Here is a 26,050-nt window from a genome sequence, read left to right as displayed (position 1 = left end):
TGGATCCCGTACCTGCTGATCACCATCGACGTTCACGGAGGACACCCCCATGACCACGACGCCCCGCATCGACTTCCACGACGGCCGCTCCATCCCGCAGCTCGGCTTCGGCGTGTGGCAGGTGGGGAACGACGAGGCCGCCGAGGTGGTGGGCACCGCCCTCGAGACCGGGTTCCGCCACATCGACACCGCCCGCGGCTACAACAACGAGCAGGGCGTGGGCCGCGCCCTCGCCGCCTCCTCGCTGGCGCGCGACGACATCTTCGTGACCTCGAAGTGCCCCAACCAGGACCAGGGCCGCGACGCGACCCTGCGCTCCTTCGACGCGACCATGGCGGATCTGGGCCTCGACGAGCTGGACCTCTACCTCATCCACTGGCCCGCGCCCGGCAAGGGCCTCGCCGTGGAGACCTGGAAGGCCTTCGTCGAGCTCCACGAGCAGGGCCGCATCCGCTCGATCGGCGTCTCCAACTTCCGCGCCGAGGACCTCGAGAAGCTCGAGGCGGAGACCGGCGTGCTGCCCGTCCTCAACCAGATCGAGCTGCACCCGTACTTCACCCAGCCCGAGCTGCGTGAGCTGCACAGGAGCAAGGGCATCGTCACCGAGTCCTGGTCACCGCTCGGCCAGGGCGGCGGCGAGCTCGAGGACCCGGTGATCGGCGCGATCGCCCAGGCGCACGAGGTGAGCCCCGCCCAGGTGATCCTCGCCTGGAACCTCGCGCTCGGGAACGTCGTCATCCCGAAGTCCGTCACCCCGGAGCGCATCGCCCAGAACCTCGCCTCCCTCGACGTGGAGCTCACCGAGGACGAGATCGCGCAGATCAGCGCCCTGCACAAGGGCGAGGACGGCCGCCAGGGCCCGAACCCGAGCGAGTTCGGCGGCCACCAGGGCGCCTGAGCCGAGGCCACCGCCCGCAGCATCCGCAGCACCGAGAACCAGGAGGATCAGATGAGCGAGAACCCGTACGACGAGGTCACCACCGACGGCGGCGAGGACCGCCCCGAGGTCGACCGCGACTTCACCGGCCCCGACGGGGTCCAGGACGCCGACGCGATCCTCGAGCTCGAGCGCGAGCGGGACGCCGAGGAGCGCACCGACTCCGCCGCGGACTTCCCCGTCGAGCTCGGCGAGGAGGACGTCGCCGCCGCGGAGCAGGGCAACCGCGACGGTGACGAGATGGTCGCCGAGGGCGAGGACCCCCGCGAGGTCGCCGAGCTCGACGGCGACGACGAGGACGTCGACGCCTTCGAGGACGAGCCCTTCACCGAGGACGATCCGCTGCGCCGCGAGCGCTGAGCAGCCCTCGGGCACACCGATGGCACCCCAGGGAGCATGACCCGACCGGCATGCTCCCTGGGATGCCGATTCTTCTCTGGTGCGGGGCCCGTCGGCCGTAGGGTCGGGGCATGAGCACCGAGGGAGCGGGAGAGCTGATCCATGTCGCGGCACCGCCGGGCACGGGGAAGAGCACCGTGCTGCCCCACCTCATCGCGCTGGCCCGAGGCTCCGCTGTCATCGTGGACATCGACGAGGTGCTCGAGGACGGGGCCCTGCTGGGCGTCCGGATCGCCGACCCGTCCGCGGCATCGCTCTGGCCGGCCTACGACCGCCACTGGGAGCGGATCTCTGCCCTGGTGACGCGCGCCGGGTTCGACATGGTGCTCCTCGTGCAGGTGCCGGACGAGCTCCCGCCGCCCGATCAGGTCACGGTCCTCGGCTGGGAGATCGACGACGCCGCCCGGGCATCCCGGCTCCGTGGCCGCGGCGAGCCGGAGCCGCTCGTCGCCGATGCGCTCTCGGACGCCGCCGCGCTCCGCGAGCTCCTGCCGCCGGCGTCGATCATCCGCACCGAGGGTGACACGTCGCCGCAGGACTGCGCCCGCCTCCTCTGGGAACGGGTGGAGCCCTGTCTCCGGGGGCACGAGTCGCCGCAGACCCCCGCCGGAGCGCACGACGGCTCGAGCCGGTGACACGCCCGGCGGGATGCCGGACAGGAACGGGACGTGACGACACCACAGGGCTCCGAGGACCAGCAGCGATTCGTCGCGCTCTTCGAGGACGCGTACGACCAGGTGCTGCGATTCGTCCGCCGTCGCCTCGAGGACGGTGCTGAGGACGTCACGGCCGAGGCGTTCCTCGTCGCTTGGCGCCGGCTCGACGACCTGCCCGCCGACCACGGCGACGCACGTGCCTGGGTGTTCGGTATCGCGCGCGGGATCATGGCGAACTCGCGTCGCGGCTCGAGCCGCCGGGACGCGCTAGCGGTGCGACTCGTGGACAGCGGCTCCGCGCGAGGGATCGTCGACGACGAGGACGACGCCGCCGTGCTGCGGATCGACCTCGCGACGGCATGGAACTCCCTCGCCGCCGCCGAGCAGGAGGTTCTCGCCCTCGCGGTGCTCGACGGCCTCACCTCGGCCCAGGCCGCCGAGGTCCTCGGGATCAGCGCGGTCGCGTTCCGGCTGCGCCTGTCCCGCGCGCGCCGTCGGCTCCGCGCCTCGATGGAGGCGCGGCCCGCCCCGTCACCGCCGAGGAGGGACTCGCTCCCCGTCGCCGCCCGTCGTCCTGCCACCCAGGAGCCCGCCTCATGAAGACCGCCGATCTCGACGCCGCCGCCCGCAGCCTCGATCCCGCCCCGCCCGCCGCTCGACCGCAGCGTGCCCGGGCGGACCTCGAGAGCATCCTCGCCACGCCCCGGACGACGCCCCGGCGCGTCCTTGCCGCCGTGCCGCCGCGTCGGGGGAGGCGCGTGCGCCGGTTCGCCCTCGCGGCCGTCGTCGCGGGCGTGCTCGGCGTCGGCGCCGCCGCCGGGCTGGGGGCGCTGCGACCCACCACCGCCGCCGCCTCCTGGACCGCCGCCGGGTCACCGGCCGCCCCGGACAGCGCCGGTGCCCAGCAGTGCCTCACCTGGTGGAGCACGCCGAACCCCGAGACCGGTCCGGTCGAGCCGCGACTGCGGGTACAGGAGCAGCGAGGAGACACCACGCTCGCGATCGGCGAGGACGGCGACGGCGACGAGCTGCTCTGCCTGGCGACGCTCGTGCCGGGACAGGAGCCCGTCGGAGGGACCACCTCGGCCCTCGAGCCGCCCGGGGCGGGGGAGGTGCCGGACGACGGGGCGATCGCCGTCGTCGTGGACACCGCCTTCTCCTCCGCCGAGGCGCAGAACGGATGGCAGCCCTCCGGACACACCGCCGTCGCCGGCCATGTGGGCGATCAGGTGGAGAGCATGGTCCTGGAGACCTCGGCCGGGCCGGTCGAGGCCAGCATCGACGACGGGCTGTTCCTGGCCTGGTGGCCGATCACCGACGACGGCGACCCCCACCCGACCCCGGAGGCCACGCTCACGCTCGAGGACGGCACGACCCGGACCGTGCAGCTCTCGGCGCCGTGAGCGGGCGCGGTGCCGTCGGCCGTAGGGTCGAGGCATGAGTGCCGAGCCCCTGCCCACCGCCGCCGCGAGCACCGAGGAGCATGTGGCCGTGTGCCTGCTGGACGGGGCGGGCCGGGTGCTGCACGAGCGAGACACGGATCGTCCCTTCTACGCGGCGAGCACGATCAAGCTGCACGTCCTGCTCGCCGCGCTGCAGGCGGCGCAGGGCGGCGCACTCGACCTCGACGCCAAGGTCCCCGCGACGCGCGGCTTCGTCGGCGCCGACGGCCGCCCCTTCATCCTGGGCGGCGACCACCTCGACCCCACGCACCCGGCCGAGGGGGCGCCGATCGCGGTGCGCGAGCTGCTCGTGCGGATGATCGACCGCTCGAGCAACGAGGCGACGGACCACACCGTGGCCCTGCTCGGCGGCGGCGTCGGCGCACCCCCGGAACAGGGCCTCGCCGCTGTCGCCGGCACCATCGCGCGCCTGGGCCTCACGGCGACGCGCGTCGAGCGGCTCATCGGGGACGCCTCCGCGATCACGGCGGGCGCCACGAACGAGACCTCCGCCCGGGACCTCGCCCGCACCGTGCACGCCCTCGCCGGGGACCCCGACCTGCTCGGGGACGCCGCGCGCACGCTCGCGCTGGACGCCCTGCGCGCCCAGCGGATCCGCGTGATCACCACCGTGCTGCGGGACGGCGTGGACGCCGGCTCGAAGACGGGATGGGTGGAGGGCTACCGCCACGACGTCGCCGTGATCGGCGAGGCGGGCTCGCCCGAGCGGCGCGTGCTCGCCGTGCTCACCTCCGGGCTGCCGCAGGACGAGGCCGATGCACGGATCGTCGCGGCGGCGCGGGAGCTGCTGCCGCCCGCCGTGCTCGCGCCGGCCTGAACGGCGACGGGGCCCGCAGTCGGTCGATGACCGGCCACGGGCCCCGTTCCCTCCCAGATCAGCCGGCGAGCGGGACGCGTCGCGCGCCCGCGTACTCGCCGTCCGTGTCGTACTCCTCGAGGGACATGATCTCGACGCTGCGGGACGCGTTCGGCGCCTGCATGATCATCCCGTCGCCCACGTACATGGCGACGTGGCGGATCGAGGTCGCGCCCGGCTCCGTCAGGAAGAACACCAGGTCACCGCGCTGGAGATCCTCGCGGGCGACCTCCTCGAGACCCGAGTTCCGCATCTGCGGGCCGGCGTCGCGGTGCAGGGTGATGCCGTGGTGGTGGAAGAGCGTGTACGTGAACCCGGAGCAGTCGAAGCCCCACGCGCTCACGCCCGCCCACAGGTAGCGCAGGCCCAGGAACCGCTCACCGGTCGCGATGACCTCGTCGGCCGTGGGCAGCGGCGGCGTCCCGCCCGGCTCACGGACCACGACGTCGGCGGCGGGGAGATAGGCGGGCTCGCCGCCGGGGACGGCCACCTGCACGGCCTTCGCGGTGCGCCTCAGCACCGGCAGGACCGTGTCGAAGGAGACGGGGATCCCCGGGTGGTTGCCCGACGGGGTGCCGGTGAGGCGGCTGGTCAGCGCGGTCACGGTCGCCGTCGGCGCGGTCTCGGCCCGCTCGAGGAAGCGGTCGTCGGGGACGAGCTGTGCGAGCGGCACCCAGCCGGGGTAGCCGCGCTCGTCGCGCGGGGTGGGCTGCGCGGTGACGACCACGTGCGCCCAGTCGCCGTCGACCTCGTCGACGATCACGCGGCTGCCGAGCACCGCCTGGGACTCGAGCTCGCCGGTGAGCCAGCGCCGCGTCTCCGTGTCCTGCATGTTCGCGTTCCACGCGTCGAGATCCACGGGGTTCGTGAGCGACGGGTCGTCGATGCCGGGCCGGTTCGTGCGCGGCTCCACCCAGAGTGTGGTCGCGGAGACCGCGACGACGGCCTCCTCCCCGGCGCGGGGAGCGCGGGTGGTGGCGGCCGACGGGCCTGCGACGGCCGACGGGGCCGCGAGGGCGCTCGAGGCGCCGGCGGCGGTCGCGAGGCCGGCCGCGCCGAGGCCCGCGGCGCCGAGCGCGGCGGCGTGCAGACCGGCACGGCGGGAGAAGCCGGCGTCGGCGCCGGTCAGGGGACGGATGCTGCGGGGAGTGCTGTCGTTCCGGGACATGAGAGGTCCTTCCGGTGGGGCCGCGGCGGGTGGTCCGCCGCGACGGGGATCGGGATGAGGTCCGGGTTCCAGGTCCTGCGGGGAGGAGGTCAGTGCTCACCCCCGTCAGGATCGCTCGACGGGTCCAGGAGGTCGAGGCCCAGCCCGGGGCCGCCCAGCAGGCGGAGACGAGCACCGTCCTGGACGTATCCGCCGCCGGGCAGGGGCGAGGCGAACCAGGCGGGCGGGTCGAGGTCGATGAGCGTGATCGCCGGATGCGCGACGGCGAGGTGCGCGGCCGCCGTGATCGAGATCCGCGGCTCCATCATCGCGCCGATCATGCAGGTCAGGCCTGCTTCCTGGGCGACGTCGGCGATGGCGAGCGCCTCCCGGACCCCGCCCGTCTTCGCGAGCTTGATGTTGAGGAGGTCCGCGGCGCCCGCGTCGACGAGACGGCGCGCGTCGGCCGCGGTCCACACGGCCTCGTCGGCCATGATCGGCAGACCCACCGCGGCCCGCACCTGTGCGAGGCCGTCGAGGTCGGCGGCCGCGACCGGCTGCTCGACGAGGTCGATCGGCAGGGCGTCCGCCTCGAGCCCGGTGAGGATGCGGATCGCCTCCTCGGGGCTCCAGCCCTGGTTCGCGTCCAGGCGCAGGCGCACCCCGGGAGCCGCCTCGAGGACCGCGTCGAGCCGCCGACGGTCCTCCTCCGGGTCGCGGCCCAGCTTGATCTTGAGGATCTGCTCGCCGCTGTCCACGGCCTCGCGGGCGCGCCGCGCCATGACCTCCGGCTCCTCGAGGGAGACGGTCATGTCGTTGAGCAGCTCGCCCCCCGTGGAGCCGCCCAGCAGCTCCACGAGCGGGACCTCGGCGGCACGGGCGGCCGCGTCGTGCAGGGCGACGTCGAGCGCGGCCTTCGCGCTCGTGGCCCCGGGGAGGGCGCCGGCGATCCGCGCGGCGAGCTCCGGCAGGGTGCCGCGGGCCCCGGTGAGGGCCGCGCCGAGCGGGCCCGTGAGCGCCTCGTGGATCGTGGCGGCGGACTCGCCGGTGACCGCGACCGTCTCCGCCGCGGAGCCCTGGCCGACGACGCCGCCGTCGAGCTCCACCTCCGCGACGACGAAGGCGACCGAGTCGGTGCGGCGGGCGGCGGTGACGAAGGGGCGCAGCAGCGGGGAGCGGTGGCGGTGCGCGCGCACCGCCACCACGTGCAGGGGAGCGGCGGGGGAGCGGTCGTCGATGCTCACAGCGCGGACATCACCTGCGCCGCGATGAGCCCCACGAACGTGCCGATGAACGAGCCGATCAGCGCGAACAGCACGCCCACGGGCACCAGCTGCCGGTTGAAGGCGCTCGCCACGACCGGCGCGGAGGCGATGCCGCCGATGTTCGCCGTCGAGGCGACGGCGAGGGAGAACAGCTCGACCTTCGCGATCTTCGCGTAGGCCAGCATGATCACGATGTGCACGACGAGCACGAGGACGCCCATCAGCAGGTACAGCGGCGCCTCGGTGATCGCGGAGAAGTCCGAGCCCGAGGCGATCTGGCCGATCACCACGAACAGCATGAGGCTCGCGATCTCGCTCGCGCCGGCCGTGGTGCCGAGCGGCGTGAGCGCCACGACGAGGCCCAGCACGGAGACGATGAGGATCGACCAGGTGGTGCCGTTGACGACCGCACCGAACTCCGGCAGCAGGCCGCCGATCCAGATCGAGAGCGTCGAGACGAAGATGGCGCCGAAGGCGACGATCGCGAGGGAGGTGCCGGTGATCGGCTGCTTCTCCTCCTCCGCGGCGCCCGCGTGCACGTCGAGGTAGGCGGTGTTCGCCTTCGTCCAGCGGTTGAAGCGCGGCGAGATCGCGACCGAGGCGAACATGAGCATGAGCCACACCGAGTACATGATCGTGTCGGTGATCAGGGCGTAGCCGAAGATGTTCTCGGGCGCCTGCAGGATGTCCTGCACGGCGACCATGTTGGCGCTGCCGCCGGTCCAGGAGGCCAGCAGCGCGCCGAGCACCTTCCACGCCTCGGGGTGCAGCGCGCCCTGGAACAGGGCGTACACGAGCACCATGCCGATGAACAGGGACGCGGAGGCGACGAACATCGTCAGCAGGAGCTTGGGGCCCAGCTTGATGATCTTGCGCAGGTCGCAGCCGAAGAGGAACAGGAAGATCATCGCCGGCAGCAGGACGTTCTTGACCTCGGTGATGGGGGCGCGGGTCGCCTCGTCCTGACCGAACACGCCGATCGAGTTGAGGGTGGCGCACAGCAGGTACATCAGCACCATGCCGGGGACGTACTTGAACAGCTTCCAGCCGGTGGTGCGTTCCAGGACGATGAGCACGCACGACAGTCCGAGCAGGACGCCGAGCATGAGCAGGCCGTCGGTGATCACGGGGACTCCTCAGAGGGGGAAGGGCTCCGGCCGGTTCCGGGGACAAAAAAATCGGAAGCATCGCACAGGGCGCCGCGAGGGCGCGCTGCGGATGCTTCCGACGGGTTCCGGTTCGGTGAGGTCCCGGGCGGACGGAGCGGGTATGCGGTTGTGGTCAGGCGGAGGAGCCGGCCGCCAAGTCGCGGTACTTCGCTGCTGCGCTGCGCACGGAGGCGGCGAGCGCCCGCTGCGAGGAGCCGTGGTACCTGTCGGTGATGGTTCCCACCAGGGCGTCGTCGTCGAGGAGGGAGCGCCCCACCAGGAGCTCCCGCACGAACTCGGTCGTCAGCGGGAGGGTGGCGGAACAGTCCGCAGCTCGTATGACGTGGGTCTCAGTATCGACGACGAGGCCCACGAAGAACAAACCCCACTGCGTCGTGATCGGATTGTTGCTCGGCGCCTTGGCCTCGCCGGTCAGATAGATCGTGGTCCCCATCCCGCGAGTCTATGCAGGTCGGGAGCCGAGCGCTCGGTGTCGGCGCGCGTGCGGATCACCGGGTCGCCCGGGGTCGGCAGGTGTGTGGTCGTGGCGCTCCAGGCGTGGTCGATTCTTGAGCCATAGCCATAGCCATAGCCATAGCCATAGCCCTGGCCCCGGGCCCTTGGCTCATTTTCAAGCCATCTCTGGAGCGTCCCAGCACAGGCACCGGCACAGGCACGGGCACGGGCACCGGCAACGGCACCGGCACCGATGCTCGACCGTGCCCGGGGGTCCTGGCACGTCAACCGGCGCGGATCGCGCCGGCGGGGCGCTCCAGCAGGACGGTGCGGAAGGTCGGGAAGTCCTTCGCACCCACCTCGGTGAAGCCGAGCGGCAGGTAGTAGGGGAGGAGATGCGGCGCGCAGTCCAGGCGCAGCAGTCGTCGGGACCGACGCTCGGCCTCCGCCTCGGCGAGGTCGAGCACCAGTGCGCCCAGGCCGCGGCCGGAGGCGGCCGGATCGGTCATGAGCCCGTGCGCGTAGAGCGCGGGGTCCGCGGCGCGCTCGTGCTCGCCCCAGAACAGCGGGTCCGCGTCGACCAGGCGCACCGCGGCCTCGAACGCGCCGGGCCCCGTCGGCCCACCGGCGTCGAGGGCGTGCCACTCGGCGCGGCCCACCTCGGCATGGATCGTGGCGTCGTCGAGCGAGCCGACCGCCCACTGCACCACGCCCCGACGCTCCATCCACCGCTCCCGTGCACGACGCATCGCGGCGAGGCGAGGCACGTCGGCGGGGGAGCAGCGGCGGAGCCTGACGGGCGCGTCCGCCGGCGTCACAGGGGCAGGCGCATGTAGGTCTTCTCGAGGTACTCGTCGAGCCCCTCGTGGGAGCCCTCGCGGCCCAGCCCCGACTCCTTCACCCCGCCGAAGGGGGCGGCGGCATCGGAGGCGACGCCGAGGTTCACGGCGACCATGCCGGACTCGATGCGGCCCGCGACCGAGGTGACCTCGGCGAGGTCGGAGCCGGCGACGTAGCTCATGAGCCCGAACTCGGTGCGGTTCGCGGCACGGACCATCTCGTCGACGTCGTCCATCACGGTGATCGGGGCGACCGGACCGAAGATCTCCTCGCGGTGCACGCGCGCCTCGAGCGGGACGTCCGCGAGGACGGTCGGCAGATAGTAGTAGCCGCCCTCGCAGCCCTCCGGCAGCTCCTCCGGGGTGGGGCGTCGGCCGCCCGCGAGGACCTTCGCGCCGCGGTCCACGGCGTCGGCGACGAGCTCCTCGATCTTCTCGAGCGCCTTCTCCTCGATCATCGGGCCCATCGTCGTGCCCTCCGCGATCCCCGGCCCCACCTGCAGGGCCTTCGTCCGCTCGGCGAGGCCCGCGGTGAACTCCTCCGCCACCGAGGCGTGCACGTAGAAGCGGTTCGCGGCCGTGCAGGCCTCGCCGTTGTTGCGGAACTTCGCGGGCACAGCCGCCTCGAGCGCCGCCGCGGGATCCGCGGAGGGCAGCACGAGGAAGGGGGCGTTCCCACCCAGCTCCATCGACGCCTTCAGCACGTGCTCCGCCGCCTGGCCCAGCAGGGTGCGGCCCACGCCCGTGGAGCCCGTGAAGGAGACCTTGCGCAGGCGCGGATCCGCCATGAGCGTGCTCGAGAGGCCCGTCGAGTCCGAGGTGACCACGGCGTTCACGACACCGCGGGGCACGCCGGCGTCGGCGAGGATCTGGATCAGCGCAAGGCTCGTGAGCGGTGTGAGCGAGGCGGGCTTGAGCACGACGGTGCACCCGGCCGCGAGGGCCGGGGCGATCTTGCGGGTGCCCATCGAGAGCGGGAAGTTCCACGGCGTGATCGCGAGGACGGGGCCGACGGGCCGGACGGTCGTGAGGATCGCGTGGTCCGCGGCGGGCGCCCGGCGGAACTCACCGCCCGCTCGCACGGCCTCCTCCGCGAACCAGCGCAGGAACTCCGCCCCGTAGACGACCTCGCCGCGGGCCTCCGCGAGCGGCTTGCCCATCTCGAGGGTCATGAGCAGGGCGAGGTCCTCCGCCCGCTCGTGGCACAGCGTGTAGGCGCGCTGCAGGATCTCGGCGCGCTCGCGGGACGTGGTCGCGGCCCACTCCTCCTGGGCGGCGGCCGCGGCATCGAGGGCGCGCAGGCCCACCGTGGGGGCGTCGGCGTCGACGACCTGGGTGAGGGGGCGGCCGGTCGCGGGGTCGACGACGTCCAGCGCGGGCGTGCCGCCCAGGAACGCGCCGTCCACGAAGGAGCTGCGCGGCGTGCGCTCGAGGAGCTCGGCGATGCGGGCGGGGCTGACGGCGGTGGTCACGGTGCTCTCCTCCGGGACGGGATCGGGCGGACGCCTCCATCCTGCACCCACGACGGCCCGCGCGGTGGACCGTGGGGAAGGCCCGCACCGGGCCCGACGAGCGCGGCCCCGCTCCCGGAGAGGGGAGCGGGGCCGCGCCGCGGTGGGACGGGTGTCGCGGTGGGGCGAGCGTCAGAGGGCCGCGATGTCCTTCTTGTCCTCGGCGCCCGGCTCGTTCTCCCGGACCACGATCCGGATCGGCTCGAGCTTCGCCCACAGCAGGAAGGCGGCGCCGACGACGGCCATGCCGATCCCGGCCCACAGGTTCGCGTTCATGCCGTCGGTCTTCGCGGACTCCGCCGGGTCGAAGGCGAACAGCCCCATGAGCACCAGCACCACGCCGAAGATGCCGACGAGGAGGCCGATGAAGTTGCGGATGTCGAAGGCGCCGGCGGTCTGGACCGTCGCGTCGCCGGGGACGTCGGCCGCCGAGCCGTCGGCCGCAGCGGCATCGGCCGCAGGGCTCGTGTCCTTGTGCGAGTTCATGTCAGGTTCTCCTTGGTCCGCGGTCACGCGAAGACGACGTTGAGGATGATGACGAGGGCCAGCGCGATCCCGGCCATCGGCACCGGACGGCGGAAGAACGGCAGCGCCTTCTCGTCCGGGTCCACGAGATCGGCGCGCGGGGTCTCGGAGTAGACGAGGCCCTTGAGCTCGTGCGCCGGCTTCGGCGTCGTGAACTGGGTGACGATCACCGAGACCACGATGTCCACCACGAAGGCGGTCGCCGCGGAGAGGAACGCGAGGCCCTGGCCCGGCAGCGTGAACACCTCGAAGAAGGTCGAGCTCGCCCACAGCACGATCGCGGAGAGGGTGCCCGCCACGAGGCCCGCCCAGCCGGCCGTCGGCGTCATCCGCTTCCAGAACATGCCGAGGATGAACGTCGCGAACAGCGGTGCGTTGAAGAACCCGAAGAGGGTCTGCAGGTAGTCCATGAGGTTCGAGAACTGCCCGGCGATGAGCGCCGTGAAGATCGCGACGATGCAGGCCACGAGCGTCGCGAGGCGACCGATCTTGATGTAGTGGTCGTCCGGCGCGTCCTTCTTCACGTACTGCTGGTAGAGGTCGTAGCTGACCACCGTGTTGAACGCCGAGATGTTCGCGGCCATACCGGCCATGAACGCGGCGAGCAGGCCCGCGATCGCGACGCCCAGCAGGCCGTTGGGGAGCACGTCCCGCATGAGCAGCAGCAGCGCGTCGTTGTAGGTGACGCCCGTGGCGGCGGCGCCCGCGGCGTCCTTCGCGTAGTCCATCTGCTTGAACTGCGCGAGGTCCGTGACCAGCACGCCGGCGATCATGCCCGGGATGATGACGATGAAGGGGATGAACATCTTCGGGAACGCGCCGAGGATCGGCGTCATCCGCGCGGCGGTGATCGACTTGCTGGCCATCGCGCGCTGGACCTCGACGAAGTTCGTCGTCCAGTAGCCGAAGGAGAGCACGAAGCCCAGGCCGAACACGATGCCGACGACGGAGAGGATCGGGCTGTCGAAGCCGGAGAGCTGCTCGCCCGGCCAGGTGTGCAGCTCCGAGGAGCCGAGCATGCCGTTGCCGGAGATCTTCTCCGTGAGTCCCTGCCAGCCGCCCACGCGGTGCAGGCCGATCAGCGTCAGCGGCAGCAGCGCCGCGACGATCACGAAGAACTGCAGCACCTCGTTGTAGATCGCGGCGGAGAGCCCGCCGACGGTGATGTAGAAGAGCACGAACGCGGCGGCGAGGATGAGCCCCACCCACATCGGCCAGCCCAGCAGGCGGTTCACGATCGTCGCGAGCAGCGACAGGTTCACACCCGCGATGAGCAGCTGCGCCACGGCGAAGCTGATCGAGTTCACGAGGTGGGCGCCGGTGCCGAAGCGCATGCGCATGAACTCGGGGACCGAGCGCACCTTCGAGCCGTAGTAGAAGGGCATCATCACGACGCCCAGGAACAGCATCGCCGGGATCGCGCCCACCCAGAAGTAATGCATGGTGGGCAGGCCGTACTGGGCGCCCGTCGCGGACATGCCCATGATCTCCACCGCACCGAGGTTCGCGGATATGAAGGCGAGGCCGGTGACCCAGGCGGGCAGCGAGCGGCCGGAGAGGAAGAACTCGATGGAGTTGGAGACGCCGCGCTTGGCGAACCACCCCACACCGAGGACGAAGACGAAGTAGAGCGCGATGATCGCGTAATCGATCCACTGCGCGTCCAAGCGGACGTCGACCATGGGGACTGCTTTCGAGGGAAGGAATGGGGGAGCGCCCTGGGCTCGGGACGCGCTGTTGCGTCGGCCGCGGGGCGATGGCGGGGTGCCGCCGGGCGGCCACGCTACCACCGAGTTCGCTCACAGGGGAGAGCCACCTGCGGCGAACGGGGACACGGGTGGGGTCGGGATGGTAGTGCCACGTCGGCTGACCTGAGCGGGTTAGCCTGTCGACGGCCGCGATCCCCGGCGGCCGGTCGACGACGACCCCAGGAGGTCCCCCTTGTCCCCCGCTTCCCCCGGCCCCTCCTCGCACGCCGGCCCGCCGCCGGACGCCGCGCCCTCCCCGGGCGCCACGGCCACCGCCACCCCGCCGCCCGCCGCCGTGGACCCCGCCGCGCGCCGCGAGGAGCGCCGCTGGACCCCGCCGAAGATCGCCCTGTGGGTCGGCATCTCCCTCGTCGGCGCGCTCGGCTGGCTCATGCTCGCCCTCGCCCGCGGCGAGGCCGTCAACGCCATCTGGTTCGTCTTCGCCGCCGTCGCCACCTACCTCGTGGCCTACCGCTTCTACGCGAAGTTCATCCAGGACAAGCTCGTCCGGCCCGACGACACCCGCGCCACCCCCGCCGAGACCTCGTACGACGGCAAGGACTACGTCCCCACCGACCGTCGAATCCTCTTCGGCCACCACTTCGCGGCGATCGCCGGCGCCGGCCCCCTCGTGGGACCCGTGCTCGCCGCCCAGATGGGCTACCTCCCCGGCACCATCTGGATCATCGTCGGCGTCATCCTCGCGGGCGCCGTCCAGGACTTCCTCGTCCTCGTCATCTCCATGCGCCGCCACGGCCGCTCGCTCGGCCAGATGGCCCGGGACGAGCTCGGCATCGTCGGCGGCATCGCCGCGTTCATCGCGACCCTCACGATCATGCTGATCATCGTCGCGATCCTCGCGATGGTCGTCGTGAACTCCCTCGGCGAGAGCGCCTGGGGCGTCTACTCCGTGGGCCTCACCATCCCGATCGCCGTGTTCATGGGCATCTACCTGCGCTACCTCCGGCCCGGCAAGGTCTTCGAGGTCTCCATGATCGGCGTCGTGCTGCTGCTCGCCGCGATCGTCTCCGGCCGCTGGGTCGCCGAGAGCGACTGGGGCCAGGCGCTCTTCCACCTCGACCGCCCGGTCCTCGCCGCGGCGATCATCGCCTACGGCTTCCTCGCCGCCGTGCTGCCCGTGTGGGTGCTGCTCGCGCCCCGCGACTACCTCTCCACCTTCATGAAGATCGGCACGATCGTCATGCTCGCCGCGGCGATCGTCCTGGTGCGCCCGCAGATCGACACCCCCGCGATCTCCGAGTTCGCCTCCCGCACCGACGGCCCCGTCTTCACCGGCGCCCTGTTCCCCTTCCTCTTCGTCACCATCGCCTGCGGCGCCCTCTCCGGCTTCCACGCGATGATCGCCTCCGGCACCACCCCGAAGCTCGTCGAGAAGGAGTCGCAGACCCGGATGATCGGGTACGGCGGCATGCTCATGGAGTCCTTCGTCGCGATCATGGCGCTCGTCGCCGCCGTCTCGATCGACCGCGGCATCTACTTCGCCATGAACTCCTCCGCCGCCGCGACCGGCGGCACCGTCGAGGGCGCCGCCCAGTTCGTCAACTCCCTGGGCCTCATGGGCGTGAACCTCGACCCCGCGACCCTCGAGGAGACCGCGAAGCAGGTGGGGGAGGAGTCGATCGTCTCCCGCACCGGCGGCGCCCCCACCCTCGCCGTGGGCCTCGCCGGGATCATGCACCGCCTGATCGGCGGCCCCGGCATGATGGCGTTCTGGTACCACTTCGCGATCATGTTCGAGGCGCTGTTCATCCTCACCAGCGTCGACGCCGGCACCCGCGTCGCCCGCTTCATGCTCTCCGACGCCCTTGGCGGCATCAACCAGCGCTTCCGCGACCACTCGTGGCGGCTCGGCGCCTGGCTCACCACGGCGATAATGGTCGCCGGCTGGGGATCGATCCTGATGATGGGCGTGCTCGACCCGCTGGGCGGCATCAACACGCTGTTCCCGCTGTTCGGCATCGCCAACCAGCTGCTCGCCGCGATCGCCCTGTCGATCTGCCTCGTCGTCTTCGCCCGCAAGGGCCGGCGCCGCTCCCTGCTCGTGATCGCCGTGCCGCTGCTGTTCACCGCGGTCGTCACGATCACCGGCTCGTTCCAGAAGATCTTCTCCGCCGATCCGAAGGTCGGCTACTGGGCGAACCACATGGCCTACCGCGACGCCCTCGCCGCCGGGAAGACCGAGCTGGGCCTCGCCAAGACGGCCGACGACATGCAGGCCGTCGTCTTCAACACCGCCGTGCAGGGCTCCCTCTCGATCCTGTTCGTGGTGTGCACGATCATCGTGCTGATCGTGTCCCTGTGGCGCACCCTCCAGGCCCTGCGCGGCGTGAACCTGCTGGACACGGAGGCGCCGTACGTGGAGTCCGAGTACTTCGCCCCCTCCGGCATGGTGCCGACGGCATCGGAGAAGGAGCTCGGCGGGCAGTGGAAGTCGTACCTCGCCGAGCACCCGGAGAAGGACCTCGCCGGGGGAGGCCACTGATGAGCGGGGCCGCGCTGGTCGCGGCGCTGCGGGAGGTCCGACGGTTCGCGCGCGGGGTCCTCGGCTCCGACGCCTACGACCGCTACCTCCACCACCACCGCATCACCGGCTGCACCCACCCGCCGCTCACCGAGCGCGAGTTCTGGCGCGCGAAGTACGCCGAGCAGGACGCGAACCCCGGCGCCCGCTGCTGCTGAGCGGCGCGGCGTGGGGCCGGCCCGCAGCCGGTGGGCGGCGGGGCGCGGCGGGGCCGCTGAACGCACGGGACCTCTTCGTACGGGTCCCCGCCCTGAGGGGCCGACCCGTACGAAGACGTCCCGTGGCCTGTGCGGCGGCGGGGAAGCCGGGGCCCGGGGCGGTCAGCGGAGCTCGGCGAGCACCTCGGGGAGCGCGCGCCCCTCGTGGTCGAACATGGCCTGGTTCTCCCAGGCGTTGCCCGAGGCGGGGTCGTGCAGGTCCCAGCCGGCGCCCTCGACCGCGGTCCAGGCGGGCTCCCAGTAGACGGCACCCCGGCCGTGGCCGCCCGCGGCGGAGACGGTCACGTCCTGCACCGCACGGAAGAACGCCGCCTGCCCCGACGGGGTCGCCGGATAGCCCTCCGGCAGCGGGGTCTCCTCGGTGACGATGTTCGGGTAGGGCACGCGCGGGTCGTCCTCGAGGGTGAACGGGTAGGCGGTCTCGACGACGATCACGTCCCGGTCGTACCGCGCGCCGAGCACGGCCACCGCCTCCTGCAGGTCGGCGAGCGTGCCGTGCCAGTAGGGGTAGTAGGAGAGGCCGATGAGGTCGAAGGGCACGCCGCGGCCCTGGGCCTCGTCGAGCCACCAGGTCAGGCCGTCGATGCCGTCGTGGATGTTGGTCAGGTGCAGCATCACGGCGGCGTCGGGGTACACCTCGGTGACGGCGCGGGAGCCGGCCGTGAGGAAGCGGGCGAGGTTCTCCCACTGGGCGCCCGCGACGTCGTCGGACTCGTCGACGTCCCAGGTCTGGCCGAGCGGCCACAGCATCCCGGGGTTGATCTCGTTGCCGACCTGCACCATCGCGACGTCGACCCCGGCCTCGCGCAGCAGGGTCAGGGTGCGGCGCGTGTGCTCGGCGACGGCGGTGACGAGACCGTCCGCATCGAGCCCCGCCCAGGCCGCGGGCACGTGCTGGGCTCCCGGGTCCGTCCACTCGTCGGAGTAGTGGAGGTCCACGAGCACGTCCATCCCCGCCGCGCGGATCCGGCGTGCCATCGCGAGCGTGTGCTCGGGGGTGCAGTAGCCGTCCGCCGGATCGACCCAGACCCGCAGCCGGCCCAGGTTCGCGCCGTGCGCACCGATCACCTCGACCGGGTCCACGGCGGCGGAGCCGTCCGCCGTCGTGTACTCCGCGCCGTGGGCCTCGTTCTTCGGCACGCCGGAGAGGTCCACGCCGCGCACGGAGCGCTCGACGGCGCCGGCTTCGAGCTCGAGGTCGTCGAACTCCGCCCACGCCCCGTCGCGGCCCGTGACGGTGAGGGACACCTCGAGGGTGCCGCGCGCCTCGGGAGCGCCCACGGCGAGATCCAACCAGAGGCCGTCATCCCCGGTCACCGGCACGGAGGTGCGATGCACCCGGCCGCGCGTGCGCAGCTCGAGAGCGGCGCCGCCCTCCCCGCCGGCGCGGACCCGGGCGCGCAGCACCGTGTCCCTGCCGCGGCCCAGCTGCACCCGCTGGCGCGCGGTGACCTCGGCGCCGTCGGTCGGCTCGAGGCGGAGCACGTCGGGCCGACGATCGCCCGTCGGGCCGCCCGCGCCGACGGAGGCGGCCGACGGCGCGCCGGAGACGCTCCAGCCGGAGAGCTCGTCCGTGAACCCTGCGTTCACGAGGCCGGATCCGCCCCCGGGGCCGGGACGCACGGACGGGGGAGCGGCGAGGGCCGTGCCGTCGACGGCGGCCGTGGCGCCGATCGCCGCGGCGCCGCCGACGGCGAGCCGGGACAGGCCCCGGCGCGAGATCGAGGAGCCGGGGGAGCCGGTCGGGATGCGGTGGGCGGGGTGCGGGGTGGACGTCATCGTTCTCCCTTGTCGTGGTTCTGCGGTGGTGCGGTGCAGGGCTGTCAGGCGCCCGCGGCGAGCCGTGCCGTGGCGACGCCGCCGGCAGGCACCTCGAGCCGGTCCCCGTCACCGACGGGGATGCGCGCCGGCTCCGCGGTGTGGTTGATCGCGATGAGGTGGCAGGTACCGTCCCCGTGGGTGCGCTCGAGCAGCTCGACGTCCTCGGGGAGGTCCCGCACGGTGAGGCCGGCGGCGGCGTAGGGCTCGCGCAGCACGGCCGCGAGGTCCTCGACGTCGACGTCCGAGGCCACGTACCAGGCGTGCCCCTCGCCACGGGCGTGGTGCGTCGCGGCGACGCCGCCGGGCACGGGGCCGTCGACGTAGGTGCCGACGGGCTCGGCCCCCTCCAGGTGCAGGTCCTCGCACCAGATCCGGGCGCGCAGCGGGCTCCCGTCGAGGACGATCCGTGCCTCGTCGCCCTCGCGCAGCGGGCAGAACTCGTGCACGGCGACTCCCAGCACCGGGGCGAGCGCGGCGTTGAGACCGCCGGCGCGCACGCCGTCCTCGGCGTCGACCACGCCGGAGAAGGGTCCCACCACGAGGCGGCCGCCCTCGCGGACGTAGCGGTCGATGTTCGCCGCCGCGGCGTCGGTGAGCAGGTAGGAGGCGGGGGCGAGCACCAGGCGGTACCGGCTGAGGTCGTCCTCGGGGTGCGCGAAGTCGACCGCCAGGTGGTCGCGCCACAGTCGCTCGTACCAGGTCTGGATCTGCGCCCGGTGGCGGAGGGCGTCGGAGGGGCGCCAGGGGAGGTCCTGCGCCCAGTGCGACTCCCAGTCCCAGAGGATCGCGACGTCGGCGCGGACCCTCGATCCGCGGATCGCCGCGAGGGACCCGAGGGTCGCGCCGAGCTCGGTGACCTCGCGCCAGACCCGGCTGCCGGTCCCGGCGTGCGGGAGCATCGCCGAGTGGAACTTCTCGGCGCCCTTGCGGGAAGCACGCCACTGGAAGAACATCACGGCATCTGCGCCGCGGCCCACGTGGGACAGCGAGTTGCGGGCCATCTCGCCGGGGCGCTTCGCGACGTTGCGGCCCTGCCAGTTCACCCCGGAGGTGGAGTGCTCCATGAGCATCCAGGGACGCCCGCGGGACAGCGACCGGGTGAGGTCGGCGTCGAGGGCGAGCTCGACGAAGTTCCGCTCGTCTGCCGCGATGAGGTAGTGGTCGTTGGCGACGACGTCGACCTCGTCAGCCCATTTCCACAGGTCGATGTTGGGGCAGGTGTGCGCCATGAAGTTCGTGGTCACGGGAACGTGCGGGGTGATCTCCCGGAGCACGTCCCGCTCGGCGCGGAAGCAGTCGAGGATCTGCTCGGAGCTGAAGCGGCGCCAGTCGAGCTCGAGCGAGGGGTTCTGCATCGAGGGCGTGGGCAGCGGTGCGTGCAGGTCTTCGCGGGTGCCGAGCACCTGGCCCCAGAAGGCCGTGCCCCAGGCGGTGTTCACGGCGTCGAGCGAGCCGTGGCGTGCGAGCGCCCAGTCGCGGAAGGCCTCCTGCGCGGCGTCCGAGAAGCTCTCGCCGACGGGGGCGCCGTACTCGTTGTGGACGTGCCAGAGGGCGAGCGCCGGGTGGTCGCCGTACCGCTCGGCCAGCGCGCGGGTGATCCCGGTGGCCGCGGCGCGGTAGGCGGGGGAGGAGGGGCAGGCCATGCCGCGGGATCCCGGCCCGAGGGCTCGGCCCTCGCGGTCGATCACCCGCGCCTCCGGGTGGTCGCGGAAGAACCACGCGGGCGGGGCCGCGGTGGGGGTCCCGAGGTCGATGCGGATGCCCTGCGCGTGCAGCAGCGCGAACACCTCGTCGAGCCATTCCCAGTGGAACTCGCCGCGGCGGGGCTCGAGGGTCGCCCAGGAGAAGATCCCGACGCTCACGAGGTTCACGCCGGCCTCGCGCATGAGGCGGGCGTCCTCCGCCCAGGTCTCCCGGGGCCACTGCTCGGGGTTGTAGTCGCCGCCGTAGGCGAGGCCGTCCAGGTCCAGCGGCCAGGAGGGGCGGGCGGGGTCGCGAAGGGCGCCAGCGGCACTCGACGTTCCGACGGGCGGCACGGGGGTCGTGGGGCCGTCGGACTGGAAACGATCACGGTGCATGGTGCAGGACTGTGGCATGCGGCGGGTCATTAAGCAACCTCCACGCCTGCCGCTTGACTGTAAACGATCACAGTCCTACGCTTCCCGCCAGCGCCGCTCGATCCCGAGCGGAGCGCCCATCGCGAGGAGGCGACGATGACCAGTGCCCCACCACACCGGCCCGGCCGCGGCACGTCACGCCGCTCCCTGCTGACCGCCGGCGCCGCGCTCGCCGGGACCGCTGTCGGCGCCGCCGGGCTCGCCGGGTGCGGATCCGCATCCTCGGGCACCACCACCGAGCTCACCTTCTGGAGCTGGGCACCCGGCATCGAGGACGTCGTCGCGGTGTGGAACGCCGAGAACCCCGACCTGCAGGTCGTCGTGAGCCGGCAGGACGCGGGCGACGCCGCGGTCACCAAGCTGCTCACGGCCGTCCGCGCCGGCAACGGCGCCCCCGACCTCGTCCAGGCCGAGTACCAGGCGATCACCTCGCTGGTCTCCGCGAATGCCGTCGCGGACATCTCCGCCGACCTCGCGCCGAGCACGGCGGGACACTTCGCCGAGGGGATCTGGTCCTCCGTGCAGCTTCAGGGCGACAGCGTCTATGCGATCCCCCAGGACACCGGGCCGCTGCAGTTCTACTACCGCGCCGACATCTTCGAGCAGCACGGCCTGGGCGTCCCCACCACCTGGGACGAGTATGCCGAGACGGCCCGCGCCCTTCACAGCGCGGATCCGTCGCTGTACCTGGGGACCTTCTCCTCGACCGACCCCGGCCTGTTCATGGGCCTCGCCCAGCAGGCGGGCGCCTCCTGGTGGCAGATCGCGGGCGACCGCTGGAAGGTGGACGTCGACTCCGAGCCCGCACGCCGCGTCGCCGAGTTCTGGGGCGGCCTCGTCGAGGAGGGCGTCATCGCCCGGGACCCGATGTACACCCCGCAGTGGAACGCGGCGCTGAACAACGGCACACAGGCGGGATGGGTCTCCGCGGCGTGGGCACCCGGAGTGCTCGCGGGCAACGCGGGCTCCACCGCCGGCTCCTGGCGGATGGCGACGCTGCCGCAGTGGGAAGCGGGGGAGACGGCCACCGGCAACTGGGGAGGCTCCACGACCGCCGTCACGGTCGGCTCGCCGCATCGCGCCCAGGCCGTGCGCTTCGCCGAGTGGATGAACACCTCGGCCGACGGCGTCCGCGCCCTCGTCGAGAAGAGCGGCGTCTTCCCCGCCGATCAGGCCGGCGCGGCCGAGGCCCTCTCCGCACCGCCCGAGTTCTTCGCCGACCAGCCCGACTTCTACGAGCTCTCGACCTCGAACGCCGAGGGCGTCCGCCCCCTCACCTTCGGACCGAACGTCAATGTCGCCTACTCGATCTTCAACGACGCCTTCGGCACCGCGACCCAGAGATCCACGGCCGCAGCCTTCGTCGACGCCCTCGCCACCATCCAGGCGGGCACCGTCGCCGACCTCGAGAACCAGGGGTACGACCTCGCATGAGCTCCACGAATGCCTCCACCCTGCGCCGGCGCACGGACCGCTTCGGCTACGTCTTCGTCGCCCCTGCCGCGGTGTGCTTCCTCGCCTTCCTCGCCATCCCGATCCTCTACGCCCTCTACGTCAGCGTGCGCCGTGAGCAGGTCGTCGGCCTCGGCCTCGGCGAGGGCGGGCGCCACCAGGAGTGGGCGGGCCTGCGCAACTACGCACAGGTGCTCGCCGATCCGGAATTCCTCGGCAGCGCCGGCCGCGTGCTCCTGTACGGGCTCGTGCTCGTCCCGGTCATGCTGGGTCTCGCCCTGCTCTTCGCGCTCCTGCTGGACTCGAAGCGCGCCCGGCTGCGACGCATCGCCCGGATCACGATCTTCCTGCCCTACGCCGTCCCGGCGGTGATCTCCTCGCTGCTGTGGGGCTTCCTCTACCTGCCCGGCACCAGCCCTTTCCACTTCGTCGCGGACGCCCTCGGCGGCAGCCTGCCGGACGTGCTGTCCCCGCAGCTCGTGCTCCTCGCGATCGCGAACATCGGGATCTGGGGCGGCACCGGCTTCAACATGGTCGTCCTCTACACCTCGCTGCGCTCCGTGCCCGGCGAGCTCTACGAGGCGGCGACCCTGGACGGCTGCTCCGAGCTGCAGATCGCCCTCCGCGTGAAGGTCCCGATGATCCTGCCCTCGCTGATCATGACCTGCGTCTTCTCGATCATCGCGACGCTCCAGGTGTTCGCCGAGCCGATGCTCCTGCGACCGCTGACCAGCTCGATCTCGACGACCTGGTCGCCGCTGATGCTGATCTACAAGGACGCCTTCACGGAGAACGACATCTACTCCGCCTCCGCGGGCTCCGTGCTCGTGGCCCTCGCGACCTTCGTCATCTCCTTCGGCTTCCTGCGCCTCGTGCGCGGCCAGGCCTTCGCCCAGGAAGAGCGGTGAGCCCCACCATGAGCACCTCAGCCATCCCCGCGACCGGCCCGTCGGCCGGAACGACCGCGCGACCCGCCGCGACGGCACGATCTTCCCGAGGCGGACGTCCCGTCGACGGCCGTTCGGCACCCTCCGGCGGGGTCGGCGCCGAGCGCCCCTCGATCCTCGCCACGGCGGTCCTCCTGCTCGGCGCGCTGTACTGCCTGCTCCCCGTCGTCTGGGTGCTGGTGGCCGCGTCCAAGAGCCCGGACGAGCTGTTCTCCACCTTCACGCTCGCCCCCTCGACCCACCTGATCGAGAACCTCCGGGACCTCTTCGCCTATCGCGACGGCCTGTTCGTGCGGTGGGCCGGGAACACCGTCCTGTACGCGGTGGGCGGCGCGCTCGTCTCGACCGTGGTCTCCGCCGCCGCCGGCTACGGCCTCGCCCTGTTCGACTTCCGCGGCAAGAAGCTCTTCTTCAACGTCATCCTCGCCGGTGTGCTGCTCCCGGCCGTGATCCTCGCCGTCCCACAGTACCTGCTGTTCGCGGAGGTGGGCCTCGCCAACACGTACTGGGCGGTGCTGCTGCCCAGCATCCTCAACCCCTACGGCATCTACCTCGCCCGCATCTACGCGGGGGCGTCGATCCCGCGGGAGATGATCGAGGCGGCCCGGACGGACGGCGCCGGTGAGCTGCGCATCTTCGCCCGGTTCGCCGTGCCGATGATGATGCCGGGCCTGGTCACCGTGTTCCTGTTCCAGTTCGTCGGCGTGTGGAACAACTACATGCTCCCGTACATCATGCTCGGCGACGACAGCCTGTTCCCGATCACGGTGGGCCTGTCCACGCTCATGAACCAGGGCGCCTCCCAGCCCGCGATGTACACGACGGTGGTCACCGGGGCGCTCGTCTCGATCCTGCCGCTGATCGCCCTGTTCCTCCTGCTGCAGCGCTACTGGCAGTCCGATCTCACCGGCGGCGCCGTCAAGGGCTGATCTGCGGGCGGCGCGCCGCTGGGCGATACTGGCGAGCGGACGCCGCCCTCCCCGCGGCACCCGCCCCGAGGAAGGAGCCACGTGGCCACCCCACGACCCAGCGGTTCGGGCAAGCGCCCGACGATCACCGAGGTCGCCCGTCGCGCCGGCGTCTCCACGGGCACCGTCTCCCGGCACCTCAACGGCGGGCACTGGGTGTCCCCGGACTCCGCCAAGGCCATCGCTCGGGCGATCCGCGAGACGGGCTACGTCGCGAACTCCACCGCGCGCCGGCTCCGCACCGGCCGCAGCGGCACCGTCGCCTTCGTGATCGACGAGCCGCCCGCGAGCTTCTTCGAGGACCCCACCTTCGAGTCCCTCGTGATCGAGGTGGGCCAGGCCCTCGCGGCCCGCGACCAGTCGATGGTGCTGCTCCTCGCGGGCGACGAGGACAGCGCCAAGCGCGCGGAGAACTTCCTGCTCACGAGCGGTGTCGACGGTGCCGTGACGGCCTCCGCGCAGCCGCAGCACCATCTCTTCGAGCGGATCCAGGCGGCCGGCATCCCGCTGGTCAACGTGGGCAGTCCGGCGGGCCTCGAGGACCGCGTCGCCTTCGTCGCCGCGGACGACCGCGAGGGCGCCCGGATGATGGCCCGGCACCTCCTGGAGCGCGGGGCCCGCCGCCTCGCCGTGATCGCCGGCCCCGCGCACACACCCGGCGGCAGCCTGCGCCCCGAGGCGTTCGCCGACGCGGTCCGTGACGCCGGCAGGACGGGCGGGGCCGGTGGGACGGGCGCGGCCGATGGGCCCGAGGGCGCTGACGGGTCCGTCGCGGAGGGGGCCGCGGCGCGGATCGTCACCGTCCGCCACGGGGACTACTCGGAGCGCAGCGGAGAGGACTGCGCCGCCGAGATCCTCGCCGAGCACCCCGACGTCGAGGCGATCTTCGCCGCGAACGACCGCATGGCGCGTGGGGCGATCGCCGCCCTGCGCGCGGCGGGCCGTGCTGTGCCCGAGGACGTGCTCGTGGGCGGCTTCGACGACTCCGCCGGAGCCGTGGCGGAGGACCCGCCGCTCACCACCGTGCGTCAGGACTTCCGCCGGATCGCCGTGGAGCTGGTGGACGCCCTCGGCAAGCAGATCGACGGTGGGGTGCGTGCGAACGTCGTGGTCCCGGTGCAGCTCGTGGTCCGCGACTCGACCTCGCCGGCCCGTCCCTGACGGGCGCCTCCCTGGGTCCGGTGCACGGCTGCGCGCCTGGGCGCACGGGACGTCATCGCGCAGGTCCCTGCCGTGAAGGGCACACCTGCGCGAGGACGTCCCGTGGCAGGTGGGGGGCCGGGGCCGGGCGCAGGGCCGGGCACCGGGGGCCGGGGTGTACGGGACCTCTTCGTACGGGTCCCCGCCCTGAGGGGCCGACCCGTACGTAGAGGTCCCGTCGTCGGTGGGGTGGCCGGGCGCAGCGAGTGGGTCGGCCCGGTCGGCGCCCCCTCCGGCCCCTGTGCCGCCCCTCGAGTCGGACCGTCGTGGACGGGTCGACGGGTGCCGATGCGGAGGCGCCGCGGAGGTGCCGTGCGCGGGAGGTGGAGTGCTCGTGCGGAGCCGGCGCGGACCGTGAGGACGTTCCGCCTGTGACGATGCTCATCGGCTGCATCGGTGCAGGTCAAGGTGGTGATCGTGAGACTTTCAGGGTTCTCTGAGGAAGGCTCTGGGGAACGCTGACGAAAGCGTTCCACGGTGGTGCCATGTCCTCCTCCGTGCATCACCAGACGTCGCCCGCCGCGAGTTCCGAGTCCGCCCGGCCGCCCGCCGTGGTGGTCGTGGGGCAGGGGGACGCGGCACGGGCCGGGACCGACCACATCACCGGTGCGAGGCCGAGCGGCCCGCCTCCCGGGAACGGTACGGGCGGGGCACCCGCGCCCGACGGCGGCGACGGCAAGGAGCGCGACTCGGCGCTGCGGAGCCTCTCGCCGACGAGCCTGCTCGCGGGCGGTGCTGCCGCGGCCACAGCCTCCGTGGTCGGCGGGCACCTCGGCGTGGCCGGCACCGTCATCGGCGCCGCGCTCACCTCCGTGATCTCCGCCGGGGCCGTCGCGATCTACACGGACTCCGTCAAGCGCAGCGCCGCCGCGCTGAAGACCGTCCAGCGGGTGACGACCCTGCGGGGGCGGCGGCGGAAGCGCGGGGCGGATGCACAGGCGGCGGCCGACGGTGGTGCGACCGTCGTGGCGGACGGCACCGAGGACGGGCTCGCCGTGCGCAGCGCCGAGGACGGGCTCGCCGCGCTCGACGCTGACGGTCGCCCCCTCGAGGGTGACGGCCGCGCCGCGGCCCGATCGCCGCGCCGGCGCTGGACGACGATCGCCGCGACCACCCTCGCCATGGGGCTGATCGGTCTCGCCGCCGTCTTCGGCGTGCAGCGGGCGATCGGCGTCGAGCTCTCCCCGGGGACCGGCGAGATCCAGCGCTCGGTGACCGGGAGTGACGCCGTGCAGTCCCGCACGAGCAGCGACGACTCCGGCGGCACGGACGACTCGAGCGGCACCGATGACGACAGCACGACCACCGACGGGACGAGCACCGACGGGACCGGTGAGGACTCCACGAGCACGGACACGTCCACCACGGACGGCACGGGCACCGACGGCTCGGGCTCGGGTTCCTCGACCGACGGCTCGAGCTCGGGCTCCTCGAGCACGGGCGACACCGACACGGACGGCTCGAGCTCGGGCTCCACGAGCACGGACGGTTCCGGTACGGGCGACTCGAGCTCCGACTCCTCGAGCACCGACAGCTCGAGCACGGACAGCGGCTCGAGCTCGAGCTCCGGGGACTCCGGCTCGTCGAGCTCGACCGACAGCGGTTCCAGCCGCTCCGGCTCGAGCAGCAGCGGGTCGAGCTCCTCGAGCGGATCCAGCTCCTCCGGCAGCTCGAGCAGCGGCAGCACCCAGGGTGGGGCGGCGACCGGCTCCGGCAGCAGCTCCGGGACCGCCGCGGGCTGAGCCGGCGCGGCGGCAGGATCCGCCGTCGGCCCGTCGGCCCGTCGGCCCGTCGGCCCGTCGGCCCGTCGGCCCGTCGGCCCGCCGGCCGGTCGG

At 72.7% G+C, this 26,050-nt stretch carries 23 protein-coding genes; 13 read left to right on the top strand and 10 right to left on the bottom strand.

Annotated elements, in window-relative coordinates:
• Positions 1-49: 49 nt before the first annotated feature.
• The 6 genes from ABD080_RS03090 to ABD080_RS03065 all read left to right on the top strand — a co-directional run bounded on the left by ABD080_RS03090 (position 50) and on the right by ABD080_RS03065 (position 4,272).
• Positions 50-898, top strand: coding sequence for an aldo/keto reductase (locus ABD080_RS03090; protein ID WP_343903608.1), 849 nt, complete (start codon positions 50-52; stop codon positions 896-898).
• Between the two features lie 51 nt (positions 899-949).
• The gene (locus ABD080_RS03085) at positions 950-1,297 is read left to right on the top strand and encodes a hypothetical protein (RefSeq protein WP_343903607.1); all 348 of its coding nucleotides are present in this window, start codon (positions 950-952) and stop codon (positions 1,295-1,297) included.
• 110 nt (positions 1,298-1,407) lie between these two features.
• Entirely contained in the window at positions 1,408-1,971 is a 564-nt protein-coding gene (locus ABD080_RS03080; protein ID WP_343903606.1) for a P-loop NTPase family protein, read from the top strand.
• Between the two features lie 33 nt (positions 1,972-2,004).
• A complete protein-coding gene (locus tag ABD080_RS03075; protein ID WP_343903605.1) occupies positions 2,005-2,592 on the top strand; it encodes an RNA polymerase sigma factor in 588 nt (195 codons plus the stop codon).
• Complete coding sequence (locus tag ABD080_RS03070; protein ID WP_343903604.1) at positions 2,589-3,395, top strand: hypothetical protein; 807 nt, start codon at positions 2,589-2,591, stop codon at positions 3,393-3,395. The genes ABD080_RS03075 and ABD080_RS03070 overlap by 4 nt, the downstream gene beginning before the upstream one ends.
• Before the next feature lie 34 nt (positions 3,396-3,429).
• Complete coding sequence (locus ABD080_RS03065) at positions 3,430-4,272, top strand: serine hydrolase (RefSeq protein ID WP_343903603.1); 843 nt, start codon at positions 3,430-3,432, stop codon at positions 4,270-4,272.
• Positions 4,273-4,330: 58 nt separating this feature from the next.
• On the opposite strand, the gene ABD080_RS03060 is transcribed toward ABD080_RS03065, so the two are convergent.
• The 8 genes from ABD080_RS03060 to ABD080_RS03025 all read right to left on the bottom strand — a co-directional run bounded on the left by ABD080_RS03060 (position 4,331) and on the right by ABD080_RS03025 (position 12,884).
• Positions 4,331-5,479 carry a C40 family peptidase gene (locus tag ABD080_RS03060; protein WP_343903602.1) on the bottom strand — a complete coding sequence of 383 codons (1,149 nt, stop codon included), beginning with the start codon at positions 5,477-5,479 and terminating at the stop codon, positions 4,331-4,333.
• Positions 5,480-5,568: 89 nt separating this feature from the next.
• Positions 5,569-6,702, bottom strand: coding sequence for a dipeptide epimerase (locus tag ABD080_RS03055; RefSeq protein WP_343903600.1), 1,134 nt, complete (start codon positions 6,700-6,702; stop codon positions 5,569-5,571).
• Positions 6,699-7,850: a DUF819 family protein gene (locus ABD080_RS03050; protein WP_343903599.1), complete on the bottom strand. Its 1,152-nt coding sequence runs from the start codon at positions 7,848-7,850 to the stop codon at positions 6,699-6,701. The genes ABD080_RS03055 and ABD080_RS03050 overlap by 4 nt, the downstream gene beginning before the upstream one ends.
• Before the next feature lie 154 nt (positions 7,851-8,004).
• A complete protein-coding gene (locus ABD080_RS03045) occupies positions 8,005-8,325 on the bottom strand; it encodes a DUF3870 domain-containing protein (protein WP_137769089.1) in 321 nt (106 codons plus the stop codon).
• A gap of 286 nt (positions 8,326-8,611) precedes the next feature.
• Entirely contained in the window at positions 8,612-9,076 is a 465-nt protein-coding gene (locus ABD080_RS03040; protein WP_343903598.1) for a hypothetical protein, read from the bottom strand.
• A gap of 65 nt (positions 9,077-9,141) precedes the next feature.
• A complete protein-coding gene (locus tag ABD080_RS03035; RefSeq protein ID WP_343903597.1) occupies positions 9,142-10,638 on the bottom strand; it encodes an NAD-dependent succinate-semialdehyde dehydrogenase in 1,497 nt (498 codons plus the stop codon).
• A 171-nt stretch (positions 10,639-10,809) separates the two neighbouring features.
• On the bottom strand, positions 10,810-11,163 hold the full coding sequence (locus tag ABD080_RS03030) for a hypothetical protein (RefSeq protein ID WP_137769085.1): 354 nt from the start codon (positions 11,161-11,163) through the stop codon (positions 10,810-10,812).
• A 23-nt stretch (positions 11,164-11,186) separates the two neighbouring features.
• The gene (locus ABD080_RS03025) at positions 11,187-12,884 is read right to left on the bottom strand and encodes a sodium:solute symporter family protein (protein ID WP_137769084.1); all 1,698 of its coding nucleotides are present in this window, start codon (positions 12,882-12,884) and stop codon (positions 11,187-11,189) included.
• Positions 12,885-13,245: 361 nt separating this feature from the next.
• Here ABD080_RS03025 and ABD080_RS03020 point away from each other — a divergent pair, with 361 nt between their 5' ends.
• Together ABD080_RS03020 and ABD080_RS03015 are read left to right on the top strand one after the other, a co-directional pair.
• Entirely contained in the window at positions 13,246-15,453 is a 2,208-nt protein-coding gene (locus tag ABD080_RS03020; RefSeq protein ID WP_343904624.1) for a carbon starvation CstA family protein, read from the top strand.
• A complete protein-coding gene (locus ABD080_RS03015; RefSeq protein WP_343903596.1) occupies positions 15,453-15,650 on the top strand; it encodes a YbdD/YjiX family protein in 198 nt (65 codons plus the stop codon). The genes ABD080_RS03020 and ABD080_RS03015 overlap by 1 nt, the downstream gene beginning before the upstream one ends.
• Before the next feature lie 162 nt (positions 15,651-15,812).
• On the opposite strand, the gene ABD080_RS03010 is transcribed toward ABD080_RS03015, so the two are convergent.
• Complete coding sequence (locus tag ABD080_RS03010; RefSeq protein ID WP_343903595.1) at positions 15,813-17,489, bottom strand: glycoside hydrolase family 53 protein; 1,677 nt, start codon at positions 17,487-17,489, stop codon at positions 15,813-15,815.
• A gap of 44 nt (positions 17,490-17,533) precedes the next feature.
• A complete protein-coding gene (locus tag ABD080_RS03005) occupies positions 17,534-19,609 on the bottom strand; it encodes a beta-galactosidase (protein ID WP_343903594.1) in 2,076 nt (691 codons plus the stop codon).
• Positions 19,610-19,744: 135 nt separating this feature from the next.
• Here ABD080_RS03005 and ABD080_RS03000 point away from each other — a divergent pair, with 135 nt between their 5' ends.
• The 5 genes from ABD080_RS03000 (at position 19,745) to ABD080_RS02980 (ending at position 25,957) form a co-directional block, all read left to right on the top strand.
• Positions 19,745-21,082: an ABC transporter substrate-binding protein gene (locus ABD080_RS03000; RefSeq protein ID WP_343903593.1), complete on the top strand. Its 1,338-nt coding sequence runs from the start codon at positions 19,745-19,747 to the stop codon at positions 21,080-21,082.
• Positions 21,079-22,008 (top strand): carbohydrate ABC transporter permease, encoded by a 930-nt coding sequence (locus tag ABD080_RS02995; protein WP_137769080.1) that lies wholly within the window; start codon positions 21,079-21,081, stop codon positions 22,006-22,008. The genes ABD080_RS03000 and ABD080_RS02995 overlap by 4 nt, the downstream gene beginning before the upstream one ends.
• An 8-nt stretch (positions 22,009-22,016) precedes the next feature.
• Positions 22,017-22,976 carry a carbohydrate ABC transporter permease gene (locus ABD080_RS02990; RefSeq protein WP_137769079.1) on the top strand — a complete coding sequence of 320 codons (960 nt, stop codon included), beginning with the start codon at positions 22,017-22,019 and terminating at the stop codon, positions 22,974-22,976.
• An 81-nt stretch (positions 22,977-23,057) separates the two neighbouring features.
• Positions 23,058-24,176: a LacI family DNA-binding transcriptional regulator gene (locus tag ABD080_RS02985; protein WP_137769078.1), complete on the top strand. Its 1,119-nt coding sequence runs from the start codon at positions 23,058-23,060 to the stop codon at positions 24,174-24,176.
• Positions 24,177-24,700: 524 nt separating this feature from the next.
• Positions 24,701-25,957 carry a hypothetical protein gene (locus ABD080_RS02980; protein ID WP_343903592.1) on the top strand — a complete coding sequence of 419 codons (1,257 nt, stop codon included), beginning with the start codon at positions 24,701-24,703 and terminating at the stop codon, positions 25,955-25,957.
• Positions 25,958-26,050 lie beyond the last annotated feature (93 nt).

It is taken from the genome of Brachybacterium rhamnosum (genome assembly GCF_039526185.1).
GTDB lineage: Bacteria > Actinomycetota > Actinomycetes > Actinomycetales > Dermabacteraceae > Brachybacterium > Brachybacterium rhamnosum.
The sequence above is the reverse complement of the archived record's forward strand: the minus strand, read 5'-3'. Positions and strand labels throughout refer to the sequence as shown.

What these genes read in the sequence shown, in the direction of transcription:
- ABD080_RS03070 (WP_343903604.1), top strand. Translation starts at nt 2,589, where the DNA reads ATGAAGACCGCCGATCTCGACGCCGCCGCCCGCAGCCTCGATCCCGCC.
- ABD080_RS03085 (WP_343903607.1), top strand. Translation starts at nt 950, where the DNA reads ATGAGCGAGAACCCGTACGACGAGGTCACCACCGACGGCGGCGAGGAC.
- ABD080_RS03045 (WP_137769089.1), bottom strand. Translation starts at nt 8,325, where the DNA reads ATGGGGACCACGATCTATCTGACCGGCGAGGCCAAGGCGCCGAGCAAC.
- ABD080_RS03040 (WP_343903598.1), bottom strand. Translation starts at nt 9,076, where the DNA reads ATGCGTCGTGCACGGGAGCGGTGGATGGAGCGTCGGGGCGTGGTGCAG.
- ABD080_RS02980 (WP_343903592.1), top strand. Translation starts at nt 24,701, where the DNA reads ATGTCCTCCTCCGTGCATCACCAGACGTCGCCCGCCGCGAGTTCCGAG.
- ABD080_RS03060 (WP_343903602.1), bottom strand. Translation starts at nt 5,479, where the DNA reads ATGTCCCGGAACGACAGCACTCCCCGCAGCATCCGTCCCCTGACCGGC.
- ABD080_RS03025 (WP_137769084.1), bottom strand. Translation starts at nt 12,884, where the DNA reads ATGGTCGACGTCCGCTTGGACGCGCAGTGGATCGATTACGCGATCATC.
- ABD080_RS03000 (WP_343903593.1), top strand. Translation starts at nt 19,745, where the DNA reads ATGACCAGTGCCCCACCACACCGGCCCGGCCGCGGCACGTCACGCCGC.
- ABD080_RS03090 (WP_343903608.1), top strand. Translation starts at nt 50, where the DNA reads ATGACCACGACGCCCCGCATCGACTTCCACGACGGCCGCTCCATCCCG.
- ABD080_RS03030 (WP_137769085.1), bottom strand. Translation starts at nt 11,163, where the DNA reads ATGAACTCGCACAAGGACACGAGCCCTGCGGCCGATGCCGCTGCGGCC.
- ABD080_RS02995 (WP_137769080.1), top strand. Translation starts at nt 21,079, where the DNA reads ATGAGCTCCACGAATGCCTCCACCCTGCGCCGGCGCACGGACCGCTTC.
- ABD080_RS02990 (WP_137769079.1), top strand. Translation starts at nt 22,017, where the DNA reads ATGAGCACCTCAGCCATCCCCGCGACCGGCCCGTCGGCCGGAACGACC.
- ABD080_RS03080 (WP_343903606.1), top strand. Translation starts at nt 1,408, where the DNA reads ATGAGCACCGAGGGAGCGGGAGAGCTGATCCATGTCGCGGCACCGCCG.
- ABD080_RS03010 (WP_343903595.1), bottom strand. Translation starts at nt 17,489, where the DNA reads ATGACGTCCACCCCGCACCCCGCCCACCGCATCCCGACCGGCTCCCCC.
- ABD080_RS03065 (WP_343903603.1), top strand. Translation starts at nt 3,430, where the DNA reads ATGAGTGCCGAGCCCCTGCCCACCGCCGCCGCGAGCACCGAGGAGCAT.
- ABD080_RS03015 (WP_343903596.1), top strand. Translation starts at nt 15,453, where the DNA reads ATGAGCGGGGCCGCGCTGGTCGCGGCGCTGCGGGAGGTCCGACGGTTC.
- ABD080_RS03005 (WP_343903594.1), bottom strand. Translation starts at nt 19,609, where the DNA reads ATGCACCGTGATCGTTTCCAGTCCGACGGCCCCACGACCCCCGTGCCG.